At 60.8% G+C, this 23,001-nt stretch carries 23 protein-coding genes and 2 tRNA genes; all 25 read right to left on the bottom strand.

Features of this window, described 5'->3' with window-relative positions:
* Positions 1 to 76: 76 nt before the first annotated feature.
* A complete protein-coding gene (locus tag ACX9NZ_RS03995) occupies positions 77 to 1,342 on the bottom strand; it encodes an ABC transporter permease (protein ID WP_118653935.1) in 1,266 nt (421 codons plus the stop codon).
* Entirely contained in the window at positions 1,335 to 2,306 is a 972-nt protein-coding gene (locus ACX9NZ_RS03990) for an ABC transporter ATP-binding protein (RefSeq protein ID WP_118653844.1), read from the bottom strand. The genes ACX9NZ_RS03995 and ACX9NZ_RS03990 overlap by 8 nt, the downstream gene beginning before the upstream one ends.
* Positions 2,307 to 2,426: 120 nt before the next feature.
* Positions 2,427 to 3,245: a hypothetical protein gene (locus tag ACX9NZ_RS03985; RefSeq protein ID WP_294122165.1), complete on the bottom strand. Its 819-nt coding sequence runs from the start codon at positions 3,243 to 3,245 to the stop codon at positions 2,427 to 2,429.
* On the bottom strand, positions 3,242 to 3,775 hold the full coding sequence (locus ACX9NZ_RS03980) for an RNA polymerase sigma factor (protein ID WP_118653842.1): 534 nt from the start codon (positions 3,773 to 3,775) through the stop codon (positions 3,242 to 3,244). The genes ACX9NZ_RS03985 and ACX9NZ_RS03980 overlap by 4 nt, the downstream gene beginning before the upstream one ends.
* A 168-nt stretch (positions 3,776 to 3,943) precedes the next feature.
* Positions 3,944 to 4,264: a hypothetical protein gene (locus ACX9NZ_RS03975; RefSeq protein ID WP_118653841.1), complete on the bottom strand. Its 321-nt coding sequence runs from the start codon at positions 4,262 to 4,264 to the stop codon at positions 3,944 to 3,946.
* Positions 4,265 to 4,774: 510 nt separating this feature from the next.
* Positions 4,775 to 4,847: transfer RNA gene (locus ACX9NZ_RS03970), tRNA-Ala, on the bottom strand.
* Between the two features lie 24 nt (positions 4,848 to 4,871).
* A tRNA-Ala gene (locus tag ACX9NZ_RS03965) sits at positions 4,872 to 4,947 on the bottom strand.
* Between the two features lie 51 nt (positions 4,948 to 4,998).
* Positions 4,999 to 5,325 (bottom strand): GNAT family N-acetyltransferase, encoded by a 327-nt coding sequence (locus tag ACX9NZ_RS03960; protein WP_459389431.1) that lies wholly within the window; start codon positions 5,323 to 5,325, stop codon positions 4,999 to 5,001.
* A 207-nt stretch (positions 5,326 to 5,532) separates the two neighbouring features.
* Positions 5,533 to 7,242 carry a proline--tRNA ligase gene (locus ACX9NZ_RS03955; RefSeq protein ID WP_407496369.1) on the bottom strand — a complete coding sequence of 570 codons (1,710 nt, stop codon included), beginning with the start codon at positions 7,240 to 7,242 and terminating at the stop codon, positions 5,533 to 5,535.
* Positions 7,243 to 7,603: 361 nt separating this feature from the next.
* Positions 7,604 to 8,665 (bottom strand): flavodoxin-dependent (E)-4-hydroxy-3-methylbut-2-enyl-diphosphate synthase, encoded by a 1,062-nt coding sequence (gene ispG, locus ACX9NZ_RS03950; protein ID WP_407496304.1) that lies wholly within the window; start codon positions 8,663 to 8,665, stop codon positions 7,604 to 7,606.
* Between the two features lie 24 nt (positions 8,666 to 8,689).
* A complete protein-coding gene (locus tag ACX9NZ_RS03945; protein ID WP_118653827.1) occupies positions 8,690 to 10,138 on the bottom strand; it encodes a M50 family metallopeptidase in 1,449 nt (482 codons plus the stop codon).
* A gap of 16 nt (positions 10,139 to 10,154) precedes the next feature.
* A complete protein-coding gene (gene dxr / locus ACX9NZ_RS03940) occupies positions 10,155 to 11,333 on the bottom strand; it encodes a 1-deoxy-D-xylulose-5-phosphate reductoisomerase (protein WP_407496301.1) in 1,179 nt (392 codons plus the stop codon).
* Positions 11,333 to 12,193, bottom strand: coding sequence for a phosphatidate cytidylyltransferase (locus ACX9NZ_RS03935; RefSeq protein ID WP_317440031.1), 861 nt, complete (start codon positions 12,191 to 12,193; stop codon positions 11,333 to 11,335). Before ACX9NZ_RS03935 ends, dxr begins: the two co-directional genes overlap by 1 nt.
* Positions 12,194 to 12,221: 28 nt before the next feature.
* Complete coding sequence (locus ACX9NZ_RS03930; protein WP_118653825.1) at positions 12,222 to 13,007, bottom strand: isoprenyl transferase; 786 nt, start codon at positions 13,005 to 13,007, stop codon at positions 12,222 to 12,224.
* Positions 13,008 to 13,010: 3 nt separating this feature from the next.
* Positions 13,011 to 13,544 (bottom strand): ribosome recycling factor, encoded by a 534-nt coding sequence (gene frr, locus ACX9NZ_RS03925; protein WP_118653824.1) that lies wholly within the window; start codon positions 13,542 to 13,544, stop codon positions 13,011 to 13,013.
* A 3-nt stretch (positions 13,545 to 13,547) separates the two neighbouring features.
* The gene (gene pyrH, locus ACX9NZ_RS03920) at positions 13,548 to 14,270 is read right to left on the bottom strand and encodes a UMP kinase (RefSeq protein WP_118653823.1); all 723 of its coding nucleotides are present in this window, start codon (positions 14,268 to 14,270) and stop codon (positions 13,548 to 13,550) included.
* A gap of 132 nt (positions 14,271 to 14,402) precedes the next feature.
* Complete coding sequence (tsf, locus tag ACX9NZ_RS03915; RefSeq protein WP_118653822.1) at positions 14,403 to 15,272, bottom strand: translation elongation factor Ts; 870 nt, start codon at positions 15,270 to 15,272, stop codon at positions 14,403 to 14,405.
* 45 nt (positions 15,273 to 15,317) lie between these two features.
* Positions 15,318 to 16,064, bottom strand: coding sequence for a 30S ribosomal protein S2 (gene rpsB, locus ACX9NZ_RS03910; protein WP_118653821.1), 747 nt, complete (start codon positions 16,062 to 16,064; stop codon positions 15,318 to 15,320).
* A 189-nt stretch (positions 16,065 to 16,253) separates the two neighbouring features.
* Positions 16,254 to 17,171, bottom strand: coding sequence for a tyrosine recombinase XerC (locus ACX9NZ_RS03905; RefSeq protein ID WP_302741742.1), 918 nt, complete (start codon positions 17,169 to 17,171; stop codon positions 16,254 to 16,256).
* A 47-nt stretch (positions 17,172 to 17,218) separates the two neighbouring features.
* Positions 17,219 to 18,553 (bottom strand): methylenetetrahydrofolate--tRNA-(uracil(54)-C(5))-methyltransferase (FADH(2)-oxidizing) TrmFO, encoded by a 1,335-nt coding sequence (gene trmFO, locus ACX9NZ_RS03900; RefSeq protein WP_118653819.1) that lies wholly within the window; start codon positions 18,551 to 18,553, stop codon positions 17,219 to 17,221.
* A 27-nt stretch (positions 18,554 to 18,580) separates the two neighbouring features.
* Positions 18,581 to 19,507 carry a DNA-processing protein DprA gene (locus ACX9NZ_RS03895; protein ID WP_118653839.1) on the bottom strand — a complete coding sequence of 309 codons (927 nt, stop codon included), beginning with the start codon at positions 19,505 to 19,507 and terminating at the stop codon, positions 18,581 to 18,583.
* The gene (locus ACX9NZ_RS03890; protein WP_294123870.1) at positions 19,494 to 21,023 is read right to left on the bottom strand and encodes a YifB family Mg chelatase-like AAA ATPase; all 1,530 of its coding nucleotides are present in this window, start codon (positions 21,021 to 21,023) and stop codon (positions 19,494 to 19,496) included. Before ACX9NZ_RS03890 ends, ACX9NZ_RS03895 begins: the two co-directional genes overlap by 14 nt.
* Positions 21,020 to 21,493: a YraN family protein gene (locus ACX9NZ_RS03885; protein WP_118653817.1), complete on the bottom strand. Its 474-nt coding sequence runs from the start codon at positions 21,491 to 21,493 to the stop codon at positions 21,020 to 21,022. The genes ACX9NZ_RS03890 and ACX9NZ_RS03885 overlap by 4 nt, the downstream gene beginning before the upstream one ends.
* A gap of 163 nt (positions 21,494 to 21,656) precedes the next feature.
* Entirely contained in the window at positions 21,657 to 22,445 is a 789-nt protein-coding gene (locus tag ACX9NZ_RS03880; protein ID WP_407496367.1) for a ribonuclease HII, read from the bottom strand.
* Between the two features lie 116 nt (positions 22,446 to 22,561).
* Positions 22,562 to 22,903: a 50S ribosomal protein L19 gene (gene rplS / locus ACX9NZ_RS03875; protein WP_118653815.1), complete on the bottom strand. Its 342-nt coding sequence runs from the start codon at positions 22,901 to 22,903 to the stop codon at positions 22,562 to 22,564.
* Positions 22,904 to 23,001 lie beyond the last annotated feature (98 nt).

The following is a 23,001-nucleotide window of genomic DNA, read 5'->3' as shown; positions in this document are numbered from 1 at the left end:
GCGTCCGCATCCTTCTGGGGTATCTCGAAATCGAGGGTGAGTTCGAGTGGCTTGCGCAGCTCGTCTGCCGGTGCTCTCACGCCACCTGGTGACGACACCATGCTCGCCACGCAACGGGCACGCCCACCACAACCAGCGCGCAGTACACCAGGGCCGCCGTGCCGATGAGGTCGAGCACGACCGGTCCGAGCGGGTATGAGAACAGCGACGCGAACAGGTCGAACGCGGACTGCAGGCCCATGGGGAACAGCGTGAATACGTGGCGCAGGAGGCCGCTGCCGGCAGAGGGCAGCAGGCCGCTCACGAACAGGACCACCACGTCGGTCACGATGATTGCGAGCGTGGAGGGGGTTAGCGCGGAGAGCGCAAGCGTAAGGGCGAGCATGCCGAGCATGACGAGGTAGAAGACGCCCACATACATCGCCGCCGCCTGCCACATCGTGAGCGCGTACGGCGAGGCGAGGGCGTAATTCTGGATGGGCAGACTCGCGCCCTCGGCACCATAGAACACCAGCGACACGCCGCAGATGATCGCCACGCCCAGCGCGAACAGCACCGTGGCGTACAGGATGGCCGCCAAAAGCTTGGCGCTCACGAGCCTGCCGCGCCCATATCGCGCCGAGAGCAGGACAGCATCGGTTCCGTCGCGGTATTCGGAGGCGAACAGGGGCGTCACCGTCACGCACATCGCGAAGACAATGAACACGAGGAACGCGGCGCAATCGAGGATGTTGTCCCAGCCTCCCGCCCAGCCGTACGTCAGGGGCTCGGGGACGCCGTCTTCCATCTGGGTCCAGTACGCGCGCTCCGCGGGCGAGTACACCCACTCCCCTCCCATGCCCTCGTCGAGCGTGACCTGCAGGCTGTCTGCAAGAGCTCCATAGAAGTCGAGCGCCATCTCGGGCGTCACGCGGGAGGCGTACTGGTACGGCTCCAGCCCTTTGACTGCCCAGGGCTTGAGGATCGTGATGTAATACGGATCGTATAACTCAAGGCGCGTGGCATCGTCGTAGGTCTCGGCCACAACCTCGTATGCCGTGGCGTTGGACATCTCCGCAAGCTCCTCGGGATCGAGTTTCTCATAGGCGATGTCCTGGTAATGCGCGATGTCGGCGGCTACGCGTTCAGGCGTAAGCTCGCCTGCGCGCGCCTCGGTGACATCGCGGCGATGCGCGATGGCTGTGGGCCCGGAGAGAATCTCCCCGATGTTGCCCTCGGTCTTGGTCTGGACCACGTTGAGTCCCATGACGACGGTCAGCATGAGCAGCATGCCCACGTTCGCCACAATCGCTACGCGACGGGTGAGCATCTTCTTGAGCTCGAACTTGATAAGGCTACGCATGGCGCCCACCTCCAAAATGAACCCCGCGGCGACGGGAGCAGCGCTGCCCCTCGACCGCTGTCACGGGCACGGCGGCGCCGGTGTGCTCGGCACCGCTCTCGTCGAATACGTGCAGGTACAGGTCCTCGAGCGTCGGCGCGACGGGGACGGCAGAGAGTTCGGCGACGTGTGGTTCTGACGAGAGGAACCGTACCGTTGCCATGCCGTCGCCGTCGTGGTGCACGTTCACCACGGGCACCCGCGAAGCCAACTCATCAGCTTTGCGGACAGGGACACGCGCCTCCCAGACCATGCCCTTCACGCCGCGTACGACCTCCGCAGGGCTCCCCTGCATGATGAACGACCCGGCGCGCATCATGAGGATGCTGTCAGCGATGTATTCCACGTCCGACACGATGTGCGTGGAGAGCAAGACGATCTTATCCGTGGCGAAGCCGGCGATGAGGTTGCGGAAGCGCACGCGCTCCTTGGGGTCAAGCCCGGCCGTGGGCTCGTCGAGGACGAGGACGTCCGGGTCGTTGAGGACCGCCTGCGCGATGCCGAGTCGCTGCTTCATGCCTCCAGAGAACGTGCGGATGCGGCGGTGCTCCTCGCCCGCAAGGCCGACCCGGTCGAGAAGCTCAAGCGACCGGGCGCGAGCGGCGCGGGCGTCGACGCCCTTGAGTGCCGCCATGTACTCCATGAAGTCCAGGGCGGTGAACTCCGGGTAGTAGCCGAAGTCCTGCGGTAGGTACCCCAGCCGCGCGCGGTACTCCCCGCCCAGCTCGGCGATCGAGCGGCCGTCCAGGCTGATCTCACCGGAGGATGGGCGCAAAATCCCGCAGATCATGCGCATGATGGTCGTCTTTCCTGCGCCATTGGCGCCGAGCAGGCCGTAAACCCCGGGGCGCAGGCGCGCGCTCACCCGGTCGACGGCGATCTTGGGACCGTACTGCTTGGTCAGCCGGTCGAGTACGAGCTCCATCGTGGGCTCCTTTCGATTCGTATCGATATACAGCAGGTATTCGTGGGCGGATGCTTGGGCGGCGATTACGCCAGGCGGGCGCCTGTGCAGCGACACCGTAAGGCGAACGGTCGGGCGGCGTTACCGCCAGGCGGGCGTCCGCCGCGTCTCGGGAATGAATCCGGATGCGCCGGCACCGACCCAGGCGCGGACCTCACGGGTGCACCACACGCCCGCGACGGCGCACACAAGGATCCACATCCAGGCGCTCGTCTGAGCATATGCCGAGGGTGCGGCGTAGAAGAGCATCGCGCCGGTCGCTGTGACGGCAGAGGCCCATGCGATGGCCGCGCCGCGCGCATCCGGGCTTGAAACGCGTCGTGCACACATAAGACCGCCCGCGCAGGCGATGAGGTACGGCGCACCCATGAGCAGCAACGCCCGCGCGACACCAACGCCTTCAATCCCCGACGCAACGGCTCCAACCGCGAGGACGAGGGCACTCGCAAGACCCATCAGCAGCAGCCGCGCAACGACCACGGACACCGCGTTGAACGGGCAGGCGGCTTCTAGCTCGCCCATGCCGAAGGGCTTTGAGCGCGTGACGCTCGCAAGGCAGACGAGCGCCGTCAGGCCACCCGCGGCAGAGAGCACCTGGGAGCCCAGCGGCCCCTCCGTCTCGACATGGGGAGCCACGGCCGTCAGCAAGGCAACGAACGCAAATGCGGTCCAGACCACGGAGCGCGTGAAGCGCACTTGGGCAAAAAGGAATCCTCCCAACTGCATATGCGGGGACGTCGCGCTCGCCTCTAGTGTCAACTCGCGCTCACAGGCGCTTGCGCACTCCTCGATGAGCTCGGAGCGACCGTTCGACCCCTGTTCACTTAAGAACAGCTCGCGATCCGAGCGATACAGCGCCGAAAGATCCCGCTCGAGCGCATCCTCTCGGTTTCCCTTCATTTCACGTCCTCCTCTCCCGATTTCAACAGTTCTCGCAAGGCGGCGAGCGCGCCGTCGAGTCTGCGCCGAGCAGCGAATCTGCTGATGCCCATCACCCGCCCAATCTCGGCGAAGGTGAGCTCCTGGTCGAACCGCAGCTCGAGGACTTCGCGATCCTCGGCAGTCAGTAAGGCGATCGCATGGCGTAGGCCATCCATTCCGGCTGGCGAGAAGTTCTCGGTGTCCGAGGGCGCCGGATCTGCCAGAACCTCGTCGGTGGGCAGTTCGTCGGTCGCCCGCACACGGGCCCGAGCCGCGTCCACGCAAACGTTTCGGGCAATCGTGAGCAGGTACGCCAGCGGTTTGCCCGCGTCACGATAGCTCTTTGCCGTTCGCACGAACCGTAGGAAGACCTCCTGGGCGGCGTCCTGTGCCTCGTCCGCGCTTTCGGTGTGCCGACGACAGTACGCGAGCACGTCATCGTAGTGGTCCTCGATGAGGGCCCGAACTTCCGCGGCGTTCAATCCGCGCTGCGGATACGCCACGCGCATCACTTCCTCTCACCCTAGATAACGAAGCGGGCGCCCCACATGAGCGCCCGCACACAGGTTCTACATAGAATAGAGCAAGGAAAAGGATCGGATTACACTGGACGGAACGGCTCTTCGAATGCGGGAATCCCACGTGACCGCGCGACCGTTTCAGCCGGTTTGTGCGTCCTACCCGCGGAAGCGCCCGCGAACGAGCGCAATGGCATCGAGACCGTACGTCAGCACAACTAGAACGATCGCACAGAACACGTAGGCGTCGATCGTGTCGTAAAAAGATGATGCCTCGAGGGCGTGCGCGTATGTTTGCAGCCCCACGAGAACCCCAACCAAGGAGAGCGCGGCGCTCAGACCGCTGGCGAACACGAGTGTGGGCATCGCCTTCGTCCGTGCGGCGAGGGCCGCCACCAAGGCAAGGCCAACGGCGATCATACCCGGAACAAGCTGAGTGACGAGGGTGACGATCCCGGACGTCCAATCAATGGCCACCATGGAAACTCCCTTCACAGGCAGTACTGGTAATTCACGTATACCCTTACCCCCCCCCTCAATACGCAGCGAGAAGAATGCGCGAGAACCACAGAATCGGCGGCCAATAAGATGGCGTCGTTTGTATACGGGAATAGAGGGCTGCGCAATAGGTATGCGGACTCTTGATGCTTCGCGGCCGCGACCGAGCATGGATGCGGAGCGCACTGCGACGGGAGGCTTAGATTTGATAAGAAGCGGGACCGTTTAGTTTTGGCCCGTTTTCGGTGATTTGGATATCCTAAGTGCAAAGGTTCGCTACGGGCGATAGTTTTGGATGGTTTGGACTCCCCTGCGGCGGCCCCAACATGCGACGGTGAACAAAAACCCAGGAAACGATTGCCAGAGACCCTGGAAAGCGGCTTAATACCTTCAAAACTATCGCCAGAGGCGACCCTTTTGCTTTGAAACGCATTATCAACCCTAGCTATGAAAAAGACCGGAGATGAAAACCCCGGCCTTAAATCTCATGGGTGGAGACGAGGGGGATCGAACCCCTGACCTCTTGACTGCCAGTCAAGCGCTCTCCCAGCTGAGCTACGCCCCCATGAACAGAGAAGAAAGATGCAAGTGGTGGAGACGAGGGGGATCGAACCCCTGACCTCTTGACTGCCAGTCAAGCGCTCTCCCAGCTGAGCTACGCCCCCTTGCAACGAAGAAGTACTATACGGGAACCATCGAGGATGTGCAAGCACAAATCAGAACTTTTTTCTGAGCCTCATATACAGTAGAGGGAACGGCATGCCCTGCTCGTCTACATCCGAGCGGTCGTAGACCTCAAAGCCCATATGTTCGTAGAATCCACGAGCAAGCGGGTTTTGCTCATTGACCGTCAGCTTGCGCACACCCAACCTTTCGATTCCATATTCAAGAAGACGCTTGCCGACTCCCACTCCCCTGGAGGAATCTGAAACGAACAGCATCTCGAGCGTGCAGTCGTTCACCCCCCATGAACCCGATCGGCTCACCCAGCGAACCACGGGCGACGACGAGGTCGGGAACACCTTTGAGCGCAGTCGGAACATACCGCTCAATCTGCAATATGTCCTCGCCCGTTAGAAAGTCATGTGTTGCGCGCACGGAGCTGTTCCACACGACGCATAAATCCGAAATCAGCGTTAAGTCGCGAATCTCTACAACCTCGATTTGCACGGCCTCCCCTTACAAGAAAATGGGGCGCGAGGAACTCAGCCTCACACCCCACGCGTGTTTGATACGATCTCGAAGCAGTACTAGCGGCGCTGAGAGATTACGAGTTCAGCAACTTTGCCAGCGACCTCGTCGATGGCGACGCCCTCGCGCTCGCCGGTGGCGCGGTCTTTGAGCTCGACCGTCCCGTTCTTGAGGCCGCGCTTGCCCAGGACGATCTGGTACGGGAAGCCCATGAGGTCGTTGTCGGCGAACTTGACGCCCGGACGGATGTCGCGGTCGTCCACAATGACCTCGATGCCAGCGGCACAGAGCTCCGTGGTCAAGCGATCGCAGACATCGGCGCACTCCGGAATCGTGGGGTCGAGCGGCATGATGGAAACCTCATACGGGGCAATAGAGACGGGCCAGATGATACCGTGCTCGTCGTGGTGCTGCTCGACGGAGGCGGCAAGGGTGCGGGACACGCCCACGCCGTAGCAACCCATCAGGAATGGCTTCTCAACGCCATCCTCGTCGGCGAACGTCGCTCCCATGGCCTCGGAATACTTGGTGCCGAGCTGGAAGACCTGAGACACCTCGATGCCGCGCGCGCCGGAGAGGGGCGCGCCGCAGTGAGGGCAGGGGTCGCCGGCGACGACCGTGATGAGGTCCTCCCATGCGTCCGCCTCGAAATCGCGACCCGGGCAGGCACCGGTGAAGTGGTAATCGACCTCGTTGGCACCGCAGGCCCACTGCTTGGAATCACGCAGGGTGACATCGCACACGAGGCGGATGCCCTCGGGCAGATTCACCGGCCCGATAAAGCCCTTGTGCAGGCCATAGCCCTCAAGCTCCTCGTCGGTCATCATGCGATAACCCTCGCCAAAGACATGTTCGGCCTTGCAGTCGTTGAGCTCGTGGTCGCCGGGGACGATGGCCACAACCGGGTGCCCGTCCGCATCGATAAGGGCGAGCGCCTTACGCGTGCCGTTCTCGGGGAAGCCGAAGAACTCGGCCACCGCGGCGATCGTGCCCATGCCGGGCGTGTGGACCTTCTGCAGCGTGCCGTCGCCGGGGCCCTCAGTCACCGCAACCGTGGTGGAAGCGGCCTCATCGTCGGCGGCATAGCCGCAATCATCGCAGTACACGAGCGCAGCCTCGCCCGCGTCGGCGAGTGCCATGAACTCGACGGAGGTATCGCCACCGATCTGACCGGAATCGGCCACCACGGGCAGGGCCTTGAGGCCACAGCGCTCGCAGATGTTCGCGTACGCCTGCTTCATGGCGTCGTAGGTCTCCTGCAGGGACTCCTGCGTAGCGTTGAAGGAGTAGCCGTCCTTCATGATGAACTCGCGGCCGCGCATGAGGCCAAAGCGCGGGCGCATCTCGTCGCGGAACTTGTCCTGGATCTGGTACAGGTTCACCGGCAACTGCTTATAGCTCTTGAGCTCGTTCTTGATGAGGTCGGTGACGGTCTCCTCATGCGTGGGACCGAGCACGAACTCGCGGTCATGACGGTCGGAGATGCGCATGAGCTCGGGGCCGTACGCGTTGTAGCGGCCGGACTCGTGCCACACCTGGGCATCGACCATGATGGGCATGAGCAGTTCCTGGGCACCCGCGGCGTCCATCTCGTCGCGGACGATGTCCTCGATCTTGCGCAGCGAGCGCCACGCGAGCGGCAGATAGCTGTAGAGGCCCGCGGCCTGCTTGCGGATCATGCCGGCACGCAGCATCAGGCGATGACTGGCGAGTTCAGCCTCTGCCGGGTCCTCCTTGAGCGTGGGGGCATACAGATGAGACATCTTCATGGCGCGAGTCTTAGACACGACGACCTCCTTGAGTAAACAAATGCAACTTGAACATGATAGCAGGTAACGAATCTACACGCCCCTCCGGCGCGGGCCCATCACATCCGGCGCTCGAACAGTCCTGCTCGCACGGAGGGCCCACTGGGCCCTCCGGCTCGTGCGGAAATCGCGGCGGACGTGATGGGCCCGAGCCGGAGGGGCGAACGTAAAGATCACGCAATCAACAATACGGTCTGACTCACGGAGCCAAATCTACTACATTGACAAGCTCCGCCCCTTGCGTATATCGTCCCGCGCGCAGTTCGCGCAGCGCTGTTTGAGCACGGGATGATATACGCAAGGGGCGGAGCGGCGGGATACGTTAGAGTTTCTCGATCTCCTCCATGAGGGCGTCGACGATTTGGGCCTCGGGCACCTTGCGGATGATCTCACCGCGGCGGAACACCATGCCCACACCGCGTCCGCAGGCAACACCCACATCGGCATCGCTCGCCTCGCCCGGGCCGTTCACCACACACCCCATGACGGCGACGGAAATGGGCTTCGTGCAGGACTTGAGCCGCTCCCCCACTTCCTCGGCAAGACCGATCAGGTCGACCTGCGTGCGTCCGCACGTCGGGCAGCTCACGAGCTCGGGGCCACGCCGCCGCAAACCGAGGGCCGAAAGGATACCCCAGCATACCGGCGGCTCTTCGACGGGATCGGCGGTCAAAGACACGCGCATGGTGTCGCCAATGCCTTCGGCCAGCAACACGCCGAGGCCGACCGCGCTCTTGATGGTGCCCTGCTGCACCGTGCCCGCCTCCGTGACGCCAAGGTGCAGCGGTACCTGGGGCAGTTCGCGCGAAAGGGCGCGATACGTCTCGATGGTGGTGGGCACACTGTGGGCCTTGGCAGAAAGGACGATGTTCTCGAACCCGCGCTTCTCGAAGTGATCGACGAACTCAAGTGAAGACGCGATGAGCTTTTCGGGTTGCGTGAGGTCGTCACGCTCGGCGATGCGGCGGTCGAGCGATCCGGCGTTGACACCGATGCGGATCGCGGCTCCCGCCTCCCCCGCCGCATCGATCACGGCGTCCACGCGATCCCAATCACCGATGTTCCCGGGGTTGATGCGCAGCTTGGCAGCGCCGGAGCGGACAGCCCCGATAGCGAGTCGATAGTCAAAGTGAATGTCGGCGACGATCGGCACGGGAGACTCGGCGCAGATCCGCCCGAAGGACTCGAGCGCATCTGCGGAAGGAACGGTGACACGCACAAGATCGCACCCGGCGTCCACGAGCGCGCGCACCTGAGCCAGGGTCGCATCGGCATCGATGGTGGGCGTGCACGTCATGGACTGCACGACAACGGGGGCGCCACCGCCAATAGGCACGGAACCCACCATCACCTGGCGTGTGCGCTCTCGAGCAAGCCCCTGCATGGCACTCCCCTTTCGTGATGTCCGCTAGAAGAAGCGGACGATGTCGGAACCCAGCATATAGATGAACAACAGTCCAAACAGACCGATGCCAACCATGGAGATGGCGGTCTGAACCTTGATTGGCACTTTGCGGCGTGTAACTGCTTGGATAGCCTCGATCACGAGCTTGCCGCCGTCGAGCGGCGGGATGGGCAGTAGATTCATGAAGCCTAGCGAGAACGAGATAAGCGCCGCGAGGTTGAGGAACGTTGCGGGGCCCTCAGCAGCCGCCTGAGCCGACATCACGGAAATTCCCACGACGGAGGTTGAGTTGTCGAGCACCTCCATGGTGTGGCGGGGGTTAAGCAGGCTGCCAACGGATTGGGCGGTCGCGACGATGTTATCGATAGCGATCTGGCAGGACTGCAGCGGGTTGAGGCGGACAACCTGGGTGGGGGCGCTGATTCCGAGCAAACCGTCATCGTCGAAGGACACGCCTACCGTGAGGAAGGTCCCGTTCTCGTGTGCCCATGACCCGGAATCGAAGGAGTCGTCGATGGGCAAGTGGTCGAACGCCATGTCAACGTTATTGGGGCGCCACAGATCGAGCTCGACCTCGCCCTCATGGTCAGCCGCGTCAAAGGCATCGAGCAGTTCAAGCCAAGAATCGACGCGCTCACCGTTCACGGCGATGACGCAATCGCCCTGCTTGAGGCCGGCAGCCTCGGCAGGCGAATCGGCGACGATCTCGCCAAGTACATTGGCATCGATGGGCATCAAAACCCCCAGCACCGAGTACACGGCGATCACGAGCAGGAAACCCGTGAGGATATTCACTGCAATGCCCGCGACGAGCATGAACGCGCGCTTCCAAAAGCCCTTCCCCACATACGTGTGAGAACGCTCGAGCTCAAAGAACGCGCGGTCGTCCATAGGGGGATCCCAAGGTTCGCCCACCTTGGTTGCGGAGCTGCGGTCAAACGAACGACCGTCGTAGATCGTATTGCCCTGCGCATCGCGAGCCGCAGCGGCAAAGGCGAGGGGAAAATCGCGAGAGGAGACCTCGTCGTCGGCATCATGATCGGACGCCTCGTCAGACGGGACGATGGAACCCCATCCGTAGAGCAAAGAACACGCCTCTTCGACGTCGCTCACCTTAAGATCGAGCTCTTGAGCGAGCAAGTCAACGCGCACCGTTCCATGGCGGTGAATAGCGGCGAGCACCTGGGGCGCGCAGTCGACCTCGGTGGGATCCATGCCGCAGATCTCGGCATATCCTCCAAGGAGGAGAGGCGTGACGCCGAACTTGGTGCCGATTCGCTTGGAGACATGATGGACATTGAAGCGGCAAGGCATGCCCAAGAAGAACTCAAGGACGCGGACCCCGCAGGCGCGCGCCGCGAGAAAATGACCGCCTTCGTGGACGAACACGAGTGCAGACAAGAGAAGAAGGCCCCAAAAGATGGGGCCGATAATACCAAACAACGTATCCATGGAATCCAAATCTACGTTATGCCATTAAGCAAATCGCACGCTCCGCGCGTTCCCGCGCCCATGCATCGACATCGCGAAGCTGTTCAAGCGAAACCACATCGCAACGATCGTGAGCGTCCATGCACGTTTGGACAACGGCGGCAATGCCGTTGAAACCGAGACGGTCATGGAGGAAGGCGTCGACGGCGACCTCATTGGCGGCGTTCAAGACACAAGGCATCGTACCCCGCAACTCACCGGCGATTTCGGCAAGCTTGAGGCAGCGGAATGCCTCCATATCGGGCGCATCGAACGAAAGCTTTCCGAGCTTACGAAAATCAACACGCGGAGCAGGCGTATCCCAACGCTCGGGATAGGTGAATGCATACTGAATGGGAATACGCATATCGGAGGCGCCCAGGTGAGCGATCACCGAACCATCAACGAACTCCACCATGGAGTGAATCTTTGATTCGCGTTGGATGAGGACGTTGATCCGGTCGAGTCCCATACCAAACAGATGCATGGCCTCGATGCGTTCGAGCCCTTTGTTCATAAGCGTTGCGGAATCGATGGTGATCTTGGCACCCATATTCCACGTGGGGTGGGCCAGTGCGTCGTGGCGCGTGACGCACTCGAGCTCCTTCGCGGTCCGGCCAAAGAACGGGCCGCCTGAGCATGTAAGCCAGATACAATGCGCCTCACGAGGGTCCTCCCCCGTCAGACATTGGAAGATCGCCCCATGCTCGGAATCAACCGGAAGGAGCTGCCCAGGCGCGGCAAGCGGCATGAGCAGGTCTCCACCAACAACCAGGGATTCCTTGTTGGCGAGAGCCAACCGTCTATCGCCCGAAAGGACGGCATGACTCGCCTCGAGACCGGCGGCCCCGACAATCGCGACGAGGACGACATCGCAGGCATCCATACGCGCAAGCTCAACAGCCGCGTGCGGACCGCTCACCAGCTCGCAGCCCTGGGGAAGCTCCTGAAGCACTGGGTCATCGGTATGGGACTCGTCGGTCACGCCGACGTAGGAGACTTTGAACTCACGCGCATACCGAACGAGGTCTGACGTACGGCTATGCGCGGAAAGAGCGACAACCTGGAGCTTGTCGGCGTGCTGACGGCACACATCAAGCGCCTGGGTTCCAATCGACCCAGTGCAACCGAGGATCGCAACACGGGTGCGACGGCCCTCCCCCTGAATTGACGTCATTACAGGACACCTCCCAAATGAAGCATCAGATAGGCGGTAATGACGCCGATGATAAGCGAATCAGAGCGATCGAGCATACCACCATGGCCGGGAATGAGATTGCCGGAATCCTTGACTCCCGCGCCGCGCTTAATGCGGCTTTCGATGAGGTCGCCGAAAACGCCCATGATCGAAACGACGATTCCGCACATGATGGCAAACCAGATATCCAGATCGTACAGATCGGTGGACCACAGGATGAGCCACACGACGATTGAGCCCGCAAGACCGCCGAAAAAGCCTTCCCAACTCTTCTTGGGTGAGATCTTTGGGGCCATCTTATGCTTGCCAAAGCGGCTGCCGACCATATAGGCAAACGAATCGGAGAGCCAGAGCGATGCGCAGACGCCGACCGAGAGCAGCGCGCCCTCCCAGCCGGGAACCGCTTCGCGCAGCAACACGATGGCGGAAAGCATGTATCCGGTATAGATAGGGCCAAAGACCGTAACGGCAACGTCCGCGATGCGGGTGCGCGGGTTCTGGACATACCACAGACCGAGCGAGAGCACGAGTAGGAAGTTGATGACCGTCAGCCAAACAGGGTCGACGAGGGCGGACAAGGGAAACAGAACGGCCGCCGACAGTCCAATGAACTCATTAGGAACCTTACCGTCGATGCGAGCCATGCGATAGAACTCGTAGCAGCAAAGCCATGACATGACCGACGTGAAAACCGCCGTGGGAAGGACGCCCAAGATGAGCGAGCCAATGAAGACGACGGCGTACACGATTCCTGCACCGGCGCGTACGATAAACGAATGCAAACGACCGTCCTTCGATGCGCTCGGCTCTGATGCGGCGCTGTTGGTATTGGAAGCCAATGTAAAAACTCCTTCACGGGACGAGGCGCTAGGCACTCGTCAGACCCCCAAAGCGGCGATCGCGACCTTGGAAGGATGCGATCGCGCGCACGAGCCCCCAACGATCGAAATCGGGCCAATAGGTGTCCGTGATATAGAACTCTGAATATGCGATCTGCCAAAGCAGATAATTGGAGACGCGCATCTCACCGGATGTGCGAATGACCAGCTCGGGGTCGGGCATGTCGGCCGTGTACAGACGGGAAGCGACGGTCTCCTCGGTGATGTCCGAGGGATCGAGCACGCCGGCGCGGACATCCTCGGCGATGAGGCGCGTGGCACGGGCAAGCTCCGCACGGGCACCGTAGTTGACGGCCAGTGCGAGGGTCATCCCCGTGTGGTTACGAGTCTCCGCAAGCCCATACTCAAAGACATCGCGCGTCTTCTTGGGAAGCGCGGAAATGTCCCCGAGAAACTCAACACGGACGTTTTCGCGCTTGAGGAGCGGAAGCTCATCAACGAAGGTCTTTGCGAACAGGTGCATGAGAAGATTGACCTCGGCCTGAGGGCGATTCCAATTCTCAGTGGAGAACGCATACGCCGAAAGTACGTCGACGCCCATGCGCACACATGCGGTGATAACCTCCTGCAACGCGACGATTCCGGCCTTATGGCCCTCTCCGCGCCCGAGACCTCGACTCGTCGCCCATCTACCGTTGCCATCCATGATGCAAGAAACATGGCGCGGAATGCGCGCCATGTCGATGTCATCAATGGAAATGTCGTCGGGATGGTTCGCGAAGTACTCGTTGAACTTATCGACGTCGTAATGCATCAGCTAGATCTCCATGACCTCTGCTTCTTTGGCCTTGAGCATCTCATCCACCTTGGCGACGAACTCATCGGTGGCCTTCTGGACTTTGGCCTGCTCGCGGCGAACCTCGTCCTCGGTGAGTTCCTCGTCACGCTCGAGCTTGTTGTTCGCATCGCGGCGTGCATTACGGATGGCGATCTTTGCGTGCTCGGCGAGCTCGCGGCATTCCTTGACGAGTTCGCGACGGCGCTCCTCGGTAGGCGCGGGGAACGGGAGACGAACCACAATGCCGTCGGAATTGGGCGTGATACCCAAATCCGAAGCGGTTACCGCCTTGACGATGGCATTCACCAGGGCTTTGTCCCAAGGCTCGATGACGAGCATATGAGCTTCAGGCACCTTGACGGCCGCCACCTGCGTGATAGGTGTCGCGACGCCGTAGTAATCGACGGTGATGTCAGACAGGATGTTGGCGTTGGCACGACCGGTGCGGACCTTGGAGAAATTGTGCTTCAAGCTCTCAAGGGCCTTATCCATGCTTTCGCGGATATCAGACATTCCCTACTCCTCTTCCATAACGACGGTGCCCACCGGCTCACCGGCAAGTGCACGCTTGATATTGTCGTCCCCGTCGATGTTGAGAACGATGATCGGCATGTGGTTGTCCTGGCACAGCGCGGTCGCGGTCGAATCCATGACCTGGAGACCACGGACCAAGACCTCATGATAGCTGATGCTGTCAAAACGAACGGCATCCTCGTTCTTAACCGGATCCATGTCGTAGACGCCGTCGACCTTGGTGGCCTTGAGCAAGCAATCGGCGCCGATCTCGCAGGCACGCAGCGCAGCGGCGGTGTCGGTGGTGAAATACGGGTTGCCGGATCCGGCGGCGAAGATGACGACATCGCCCTTCTCAAGGCTTCGCATAGCGCGGCGACGGATATACGGCTCGCAAACCTCGTTCATCTGGATACCACTCATAACGCGGCAGGGGCAATCGATCCGCTCGATGGCATCCTGCAGGGCGAGAGCATTCATAACCGTGGCAAGCATGCCCATGTAATCGGCCTGGGCGCGCTCCATACCCTTGGCAGAGCCGGCGACACCGCGGAAGATGTTGCCGCCTCCGACAACGACCGCGACCTCGATCCCCTCGTCGTGAAGCTGCTTGACCTGAACGGCCATGCGCTCCACCACATTGGGGTCGATACCGTAATCGGCGTTACCCATAAGCGCCTCACCGGAAATCTTCAACAGGACGCGCTTGTATTGGTACTCGGACAAGGAATCCTCCTTATAACGCAATTTCTCCCATTTTAGCAGGGATGGACGATACTCGCAGCAAATGAACTCGACCCATGAAAAAGCAGGCCGTGAGCGTTACCCCACGACCTGCCTTCACGTTAAAGCGTCAATTTACTCGCCGCAGACCAGACGATCGAAAGCAACGACCTTGACGGTGTCGCCAAGCTCCTTGGAGACCTTCTCGGCGTAGGCCTTGATGGTCATGCTGGAGTCCTTGATGAACTCCTGCTCATTCAAGACGATACCCTTGAAGAACTTCTCAAGACGACCAATGGCCATCTTCTCCTGGATGGCCTCGGGCTTGCCGGACTCGGCAGCCTGAGCCTTGTAAATCTCAACCTCGTGATCGATGACATCCTGAGCGACGTCCTCGCGCACAGCGGCGATCGGTGCAGTGGCAGCGACCTGCATGGCAACATCATGGGCGAAGGTCTTAAAGGCCTCAGCAGAAGCGGTCTCGGGCTTCTCGAAGGAGAACTCGACGAGAACGCCGATCTTGCCACCCATGTGGATGTAGGAGGCAACGCCACCGGCAGCGGGCTTGCGCACGGCGGTACGGGAGATCTTCATGTTCTCACCGATGACGTGAATCATCTCGGTGAGGGCAGCCTCGACGGTCTCACCGTTCATATCGCAGGCGAGCAGAGCCTCGACATCGGCAGGCTCGTTGTCGCAAACGACCTTGGCGACCTCGGCGGCAAAACCGGTGAACTTGGGGTTGGAGGCAACGAAGTCAGTCTCGCAGGCGACCTCGGCGAGGGCACCCATGGTGCCGTCCTCGGAAATATACGCAGCGACAGCGCCCTCGTTGGTGTCGCGACCAGCCTTCTTGGCGGCGGCGGCGAGACCGTTCTTGCGGAGGACGTCGACGGCGGCGTCCATATCGCCGTCAGCCTCGACGAGAGCCTTCTTGCACTCCATCATCGGGGAGTCGGTCATCTCGCGGAGCTGCTTGACCATAGCGGCGGTGATCTGAGCCATGTTCATTCCTTTCAAAGGGAATTGACGAATGAGATGAGGTGGGTGCTACTCGGCGACAGCCTCGGTAGCAGGAGCCTCGGCGGCCATCTCGGCCTCGGAGATCTGCTCCTTGCCGGAACCGGCGAGGCAGGCGTCGGCGAAGAGCTCGCTCATGAGCTGGATCGCGGAGATGGCGTCATCGTTGCAGGGGATGCCGTAATCGACGACGTCGGGATCGGAGTTGGTGTCGATGAGGGCGACCACGGGGATGCCAAGACGCTTGGCCTCCTTAATGGCGTTCTCCTCGCGCTTGGTGTCGATGACGAAGAGCGCGGCAGGGGTGCTCTTGAGCTCACGGGCGCCACCAAGGTTGGCCTGCAGCTTGGCGAGCTCCTTGCCCAGGACCGCCTGCTCCTTCTTGCCACGCAGAGCCATGGAGCCATCGGCGACCATGCCCTCGAGCTCCTCGAGGCGGTTCATGCGGGAACGGATGGTCACGAAGTTGGTGAGCATACCGCCGAGCCAACGCTGGTTGATGTAAGGCATGTTGGCGCGCTCGGCAGCGGACTTCACGGCCTCCTGGGCCTGCTTCTTGGTGCCAACAAAGAGGACCTTACCACCCTTGGCCGCGGTCTCCTTGAGGAAGGTGTACGCCTTATCGGCCTCGACGATGGTCTGCTTGAGGTCGAGGATGTAGATGTTGTTGCGCTCGCCGAAGATGAACGGCTTCATCTTGGGGTTCCAACGACGGGTCTGGTGGCCAAAGTGGCAGCCAGCCTCGAGCAGGGTGCGGATGTTGATCTTGGTAGCCATGTTTACCTCCCGGTTTGTCTTTCGCACGGTGTCGTCCGCGTCGACCACCCGAGCATGAGCTACCAAAGCTCGGGCACCGCGGCCGGCGCGTAGCCGTGCGTGTGTGATGGAACGTTGCAAATTCGCAACTTGATGAATAATAGCAGGTGGAGCACTCATTGCCAAGGCTTCACAAAGTAATCGCGTGGACTATGCACGGGGGTGCGCGCGGTGCACGGCGGTTTTAAGTCGGTCGGGCGTCAAATGCGTGTAGATTTGAGTCGTCGAGAGACTCACATGCCCGAGAAGCTCTTGCACGCTGCGAAGGTCGGCACCACCGCGTAAGAGCTCAGTGGCGAATGTATGACGAATGGCATGGGGCGTAATGTCATCGGGCACACCAGAAGCGGTCTTGAGCGCGTTGAAGCGATACCTGAGTGCTGCGGCATCCATGGGTTTTCCGCGATTTGATATGAAAAAACGAGTGACGGTATTTGCCTGCGGATGACCCCTGAGCAACTCGCCTCTACCGTTATCAAGATAATGAGCGCAAGCAAGGCACGCCCGATCGTACAGGGGCACGATACGCTCCTTAGAGCCCTTGCCGAACAAGCGAACGGACATCGCCGCAAGGTCGATGGAGGACACCTCAAGCGATGCGAGCTCCGAGATACGCGCCCCCGTGGCGATGAAGAGCTCCAACATGGCGGCATCACGCAGCCCTCGAGGCGTTGCGGGGTCAGGCGCCTTCATGAGACGCTCGAGCTGCTCCAAGGTAAGCGTATGGGGAAGTGGCTTGTCGAGCTTGGGGCTCGAAAGCGCAGAAACCACCTCTGACGTAACGATGCCCTCCTCGACAAGCCATGTGAAGAAGGACCGAAGAGCGGATAGGTGGGCGGACGTGGTGCGAGGGGCGTAGCCCGCAGAGGCAAAGTCCGATAGGTACAAGCGTAGGTCTCGTGGATTCGGCGACAATCCGTTCACCCCACTGCGCGCACACCAGCGCACATACGCTTCGAGGTGTTGGGTGTATGCACGCACCGTCTCGGGCGACGCACCCTCATACCGAGCGATATGAGCTATGTAATCATCGACGTACGCCAGCAAATCGCACTCGGACGCGCTCACACTCACTCCCCCATCCGCAACCAAAATGGACTCCAGCGAACCGAAACCTACCCTCGTGCGGAAAACAAATCACCGCGGGAAACGAGGAACGCTTCGAGGTCCGACAAGGCACGGGCGGAATACGCGGCGTAGCGATCGCGCTTGCTGCGTCTCTTGCCGTCCTCCAAGGGAGGCACGACGCCAAAGTTGACATGCATGGGTTGATAATCGACAGTCTCCGGATTGGTGGCATATGCCACCAGCGAGCCAAAGGCACCGGTGCGCGGCAAAGAGACGGACGGCAGCGCCGCCATGTCGGCAAACGTATTCAAAGCGGCGAGAAGACCGGACGCAATCGCCTCGGTGTACCCTTCCGTACCGGTTATCTGACCAGCAAGACGCACCTGAGTTCCAGGAACCGCAAAGGTGACGTCGAGGACGTGGGGGGCGTCGACGAACGTATTCCGATGCATGACGCCGTACCTGAAAAACTCGGCGTTCTCCAAGCCGGGAATCATGCGGAAAACGCGTTTCTGCTCGCCAAATGTAAGGTTGGTCTGAAATCCGACGAGATTGTATGCCGTGCATGCAGCGTTTTCCGCCCGGAGCTGCACGGCTGCCCAAGGCCTTCGACCCGTACGGGGATCGGTCAGCCCCACGGGCTTCATGGCTCCGTACCTGATCGCGTCGTGGCCGGTACGGGCAACTTCCTCGGCGGGCTGGCATGCTTGGAAAAGATCGCGTCGCTCAAAATCCTTGAGCACCACGCGCTCCGCCCCTACCAACTCGTCGATGAACGTATTGTATTCATCCTTGGTGAATGGGGCGTTCAGGTAATCCCCGTCCGCCTGATCATCGTAGCGGGATTGCGAGAACACGATGGACCTGTCGATCGTGCTGGCGTCGACGATCGGCGCCGCTGCATCGAAAAACGAAAGGGCATCACCACCGACTAAATTAAGAACGCGATCAGAGAGGGCTGGCGAGCACAGCGGACCCGCCGCAATCACACAGGGTCCTTCGGGAATCTCAGTGACCTCGCCGCGCACCACATGAATAAGGGGACGCGAATCGATCTCCTGAGCGACGAGGGCGGAAAACAGATCACGGTCGACAGCGAGGGCACCACCCGCGGGAACGGAAGCGCGTTCCGCGCACGACAACAGCACCGACCCCATGCGACGGAGTTCCTCTTTAAGAAGGCCGGCTGCCGAGTCGATACGCGTCGACTTAAGCGAATTGGAGCACACAAGCTCAGCCAGGCCGTCCGTGCGATGTGCCGGAGAGGAGACGCAGGGGCGCATCTCATGCAATACCACGGGAATGTCACGGTCAGCGAGTTGGCATGCGCACTCGCAGCCGGCAAGGCCACCACCCACCACCGTCACGCGCTCGTATGTCATATAGGGCTCCTTTGCGTTAGCGTCAATTCATCCATTGTGCCCTAAGCGCGTCAAGGCGTGAAGGGCGGACTTGCTCGGTGAGATCCTCCCATCCGGAAGCCGCACGGCCAAGCCTTGAATCTCGAGAGAGCTCACCAAGGTCAAGCACGTCACCCCATCGATGTCGAGATGGGACGCAAGCTCATCTACGCGTAGCGGGCTTGCAACTATCATATCGAGTGCACGCTGCTCGTTCCCCTTAAGGCCCCCATACCCACGAGCATCCTTCCTGCAAAAGCGAAGCGTTCCATAAATCCGGGAAATCGCGACCTCAAGCGCCTCCTCGTCGGCGATACAACATGCTCCATTCGCGATCAGGTAATTAGAGCCACGTGACTCGGGGGAAAAGATCGAACCTGGGGCGGCGAGGACCTCTCTGCCCAACTCATTGGCCGCCTCCGCCGTCGAAAAGGTTCCCGACGGCAGCCCCGCCTCCGCGACGAACGTCGCGGATGAGAGCGCCGCTATGACGCGGTTTCGCTTGGGAAACGCCCATCTCTGTGGGGGCGTTCCCCAGGGCTCTATGGAAATCACGCAACCACCGGTTTCGATGACCCGGTCAACGAGGGCTTTCGCCGTGGAGGGGTAGACGACATCGGCCCCCGTCCCCAGTACCACGATGTGCCTGCCGCCAGCATTGAGCGTAGCCCACCCAGCGACCTGGTCGCATCCGCGCGCACCGCCCGATACGACGGGTATGCCCGACTCGACGGCGATTCCCGCCGCAAGTTCGCAGATAGCCGAACCGTAAGGCGATGCACGGCGAGAGCCGACGATGGACAACGAGGGAAGATCAAGCACCGTGGCATCACCCCGTACGTACAGCACGGGAGGCACCTGGGGAAGCTCGGCCACACATCGAGGATAGCCTGAGTCTCCCCGACGAATCTCGAATCCGTCCCTACACGCCCCCATCTCCATACCTCCCTTGATACTGCGCTGCCTCCAATACATGTGCCGCCTGGATGAATTCAGACTCCGCCATATCGGCGATAGTGCGCGAAATACGGCAGAGACCGACGACGCCCCTGCCCGTCAAATGCGAACGCTTCGAGAATTCAAGGAGCGTTTCGCGTCCCGCAGCGTCCAGACCGAAGGAACGAACCTCGGCATCGAGCGAAGCGCTGCAGCCGCATTCGTCCGTATCTGCAATTCGCGATTCGCGCCATGCGCAAAACGCCCTGCCCTTTTCGACCTGATCGCGCAGCACGTCCGTCGTCAGTCCCTCGGCTCCTTCGATGACGAGGTCAGGATCCGGGCGTGCTACGTGAAGGATGATATCGATACGATCGGCCAACGGACCGCCAAGCTTTGCTCGATACCGTTCGATTGCGGCGTCGGAGCACCGGCACGGAACATCACGGTCCCCCAAGTACCCGCAGGGACAGGGGTTGCTCGCAGCGATGAGTTGGAATCGCGCCGGAAACGTGTAGGCTCCATCGACACGGACGATTCGAACGGCGCCGTCTTCCATCGGTTGTCGTAGCATTTGGAGGGTATTCGATGAAAACTCGCCGAGTTCGTCCAGGTAGAGCACGCCACCATGCGCCAAGCTGATCTCACCGGGACGGACCGGACGCCCGCCGCCTATGAGTCCTGCCGAGGAAATACTGTGATGTGGGTTTCGGTACGGTCGCGAGCCCCTCAACAAGGACTCGGTGCGCTCGCCAACGACCGAATGGATACAGAGCGCCTCTTGAAGCTCAATCTCATCTATGGGAGGAAGGATGCCCGTCATACGCTTGGCGAGCATGGTCTTGCCGGATCCCGGGGCCCCGATCATCATCAGGCCCAGGCCTCCCGTTGCCGCAATCGCCAATCCCCGCTTCGCGATTTCCTGACCCACGACATCGCCGTAATCAAGCGCTGACCCATGAACAGCACGATGGGACGGATTGACGCAAAACGGCTTTTTACCTCGACCGATACCGACGCTCAGGCAACTGAGACGCTCCAGATAACTTGCTTGCACCTCGCCGATGGGCACATGCTCGGAGTTAAATCCCCCAACAAAGGAAACACCGAGATCACGTGCGAGCAACTGATAGGCCACCTCGCCCTTGACGGGGCAGACGGTCCCATCGAGGGCGAGCTCCCCAACGAAGAGGCAATCATCGAGACCCTCCAGGGGGATTTGGCCCGAGAGGGCAAGAATCGCCACGGCGATAGGCAAATCGAGCCCCGATCCGGTTTTACGGACATCCCCGGGCGCAAGGCTCACCGTAAGCGTGCACCGCGGAACCATGAAACCACTCGAACGCAACGCGCATCGGATTCGGCTGCGCGCGTCCATGACGGCGGCATCCGCCATGCCGACTATGGTCATACCCGGAATGGTTCCCGACGACGAGATCTCAACGGTAACCTCAAACGCCTCCACCCCTCGTATACAAGCCGCATGAACGGCAAATGTTTGAGGCGTTGCGCTCATTGGTCCGCCTCCCAGTCGAACACGCCATACAGGTGGCGGATCTCACATGCGCCCTTCGAGGCGAGCGTGACCGCGATAACGTCGAAACGGACCGACTGGCACGGGAAGTGTTCGGCGATGAATTGATAGGCGATGCGGCGATAGCGCTTGATCTTGGACGGTGTCACGGCTTCTTCGGGATATGAATCGACCGCAGTGCTGCGCCGTGTCTTGACCTCCACGAGGACGACTTCTTCGGAGTCGCAATCGTGGGCGATTATGTCAGCCTCACCTTCTGGGCAGCGGTAATTGCGTTCGACAATCTCGTATCCCCGGCCCTCGAGATAACACGCCGCGAGCTCCTCCCCCAGTGTTCCGATGAGCTTGTTCGACATCCCGCTTAGGTACTGACCATCGAAGACGCACTCCCCTTCGTCAATGGCACGCCTCAGGATCGCCTGCGCCCGCTCTCTATTCTTGTTCGCGCCCATATGCACTCCCTTCACATCCGGTGAGGGAAGTATCGGACCTGCTATCCCATAGCCGTCTCAAAAACGCCCCGCAAAAGCATACGCGGAATCTGGCAGCACCTGACACAGCCAGGCGACGTGAAGGAAGAGGCCTTACCTGTAAGGCGCAAGGATCATCGAGGAGCTAGAAAAGTCGTGCAGTCTCCAAAAAGTTTCCGCAAAAACTCACGCGATGTATGGGGCAAAGACCGTATTCCTTGATTGCTTGTATGTGCTCTGCAGAGGCATAGCCCTTTGATTGTGCAAAGTGATAATCAGGGTATTCGGCGTCATATTCGACCATCATCTCATCACGCGTGACCTTTGCGACAATCGAGGCCGCCGCAATACAAGCCACCGTGGCATCACCCTTTACGACATCGCGCTCATGTTTGACGGCACCGAGAGGATTGCCGTCCATGAGGACGCAATCGGGCTCTAACCCGGTATCGGCAACCGCGCCTGCCACCGCCTCACGCAGCGCACAGGCCATGCCGATCTCATCGATACGCGCGGGAGGGATATGGCAGATGCCGATCGCCCGCGCACATTCTGCTATCTGGACGGCAAGGATCTCACGCTTGGCAGGAGTGAGCTGCTTCGAATCGTTGATACCCCAGATGCGCGGCTCATCGGGCAGGCACACGGCACACACGGTCAGTGGTCCGGCGACCGAACCCCTGCCGACCTCATCGACGCCGACAACGACGCCGGGACCACCAAGCTCGCGCATGGTTGCGTACATGGCATCCACGCGGTCGCGCTCGGTGCGTTCCTTGTCCAATCGGCGCCGCGCGCGCTCGCATGCCTTCTGGACTTGGAGGCGGGGATCTTCGGCATACCTTTCGACAAGGGCCTCGATTTCCTCGAACGATGCGCTCGCAAGTTCTGCCGCAACTTGGGCGGCAGAGGCCGAACTCGTCATATTCGCCACGATATCCCCCTTATAAGAATCAATGCGCCGCGCGGCGCACGACCCTCTCTATGAAAGCGGGCCGCCCAAATGAGCGGCCCGCTTTCCGTACGGATCTGTAAACCCTAAAACCGTGCTTAGCGCTTCTCGGGAATGCGGGCAGCCTTGCCCACCTTGTCGCGCAGGTAGTACAGCTTGGCGCGACGGACCTTACCGTGGCGAACAACCTCGAGCTTGGCGATCTTCGGGGAATGAACCGGGAAGGTACGCTCAACGCCCACGCCGTAGGAGATCTTACGAACGGTGAAGGTCTCACGGGAACCGGCACCCTGCAGGCGAATGACATCGCCCTGGAAGACCTGGACACGCTCGCGGTCGCCTTCCTTGATACGGTAGTGGACCTTGACGTTGTCGCCGACCAGGATGCGAGGCATGTCCTCGCGGATCTGCTGACGCTCGATTGCGCGGATGTAATCCATGACAGATTCCTTACTCTTCTAGAGGTGCCGCACGCGTACGCCGGCACATAGGTTGAACAAACAGCAGCAAGTATACACAAGAAGCAGTGCTATACCAA

The organism is Collinsella sp. BM28 (genome assembly GCF_054551995.1).
This window is presented reverse-complemented; position numbering and strand designations above follow the sequence as displayed.

Coding starts and splice junctions, on each gene's coding strand:
- ACX9NZ_RS03995 (WP_118653935.1), bottom strand. CDS start 1,342: ATGCGTAGCCTTATCAAGTTCGAGCTCAAGAAGATGCTCACCCGTCGC.
- ACX9NZ_RS03990 (WP_118653844.1), bottom strand. CDS start 2,306: ATGGAGCTCGTACTCGACCGGCTGACCAAGCAGTACGGTCCCAAGATC.
- ACX9NZ_RS03985 (WP_294122165.1), bottom strand. CDS start 3,245: ATGAAGGGAAACCGAGAGGATGCGCTCGAGCGGGATCTTTCGGCGCTG.
- ACX9NZ_RS03980 (WP_118653842.1), bottom strand. CDS start 3,775: ATGCGCGTGGCGTATCCGCAGCGCGGATTGAACGCCGCGGAAGTTCGG.
- ACX9NZ_RS03975 (WP_118653841.1), bottom strand. CDS start 4,264: ATGGTGGCCATTGATTGGACGTCCGGGATCGTCACCCTCGTCACTCAG.
- ACX9NZ_RS03960 (WP_459389431.1), bottom strand. CDS start 5,325: ATGTTCCGACTGCGCTCAAAGGTGTTCCCGACCTCGTCGTCGCCCGTG.
- ACX9NZ_RS03955 (WP_407496369.1), bottom strand. CDS start 7,242: ATGAAGATGTCTCATCTGTATGCCCCCACGCTCAAGGAGGACCCGGCA.
- ispG (WP_407496304.1), bottom strand. CDS start 8,665: ATGCAGGGGCTTGCTCGAGAGCGCACACGCCAGGTGATGGTGGGTTCC.
- ACX9NZ_RS03945 (WP_118653827.1), bottom strand. CDS start 10,138: ATGGATACGTTGTTTGGTATTATCGGCCCCATCTTTTGGGGCCTTCTT.
- dxr (WP_407496301.1), bottom strand. CDS start 11,333: ATGACGTCAATTCAGGGGGAGGGCCGTCGCACCCGTGTTGCGATCCTC.
- ACX9NZ_RS03930 (WP_118653825.1), bottom strand. CDS start 13,007: ATGCATTACGACGTCGATAAGTTCAACGAGTACTTCGCGAACCATCCC.
- frr (WP_118653824.1), bottom strand. CDS start 13,544: ATGTCTGATATCCGCGAAAGCATGGATAAGGCCCTTGAGAGCTTGAAG.
- tsf (WP_118653822.1), bottom strand. CDS start 15,272: ATGGCTCAGATCACCGCCGCTATGGTCAAGCAGCTCCGCGAGATGACC.
- rpsB (WP_118653821.1), bottom strand. CDS start 16,064: ATGGCTACCAAGATCAACATCCGCACCCTGCTCGAGGCTGGCTGCCAC.
- trmFO (WP_118653819.1), bottom strand. CDS start 18,553: ATGACATACGAGCGCGTGACGGTGGTGGGTGGTGGCCTTGCCGGCTGC.
- ACX9NZ_RS03895 (WP_118653839.1), bottom strand. CDS start 19,507: ATGGGGGCGTGTAGGGACGGATTCGAGATTCGTCGGGGAGACTCAGGC.
- ACX9NZ_RS03890 (WP_294123870.1), bottom strand. CDS start 21,023: ATGAGCGCAACGCCTCAAACATTTGCCGTTCATGCGGCTTGTATACGA.
- ACX9NZ_RS03885 (WP_118653817.1), bottom strand. CDS start 21,493: ATGGGCGCGAACAAGAATAGAGAGCGGGCGCAGGCGATCCTGAGGCGT.
- rplS (WP_118653815.1), bottom strand. CDS start 22,903: ATGGATTACATCCGCGCAATCGAGCGTCAGCAGATCCGCGAGGACATG.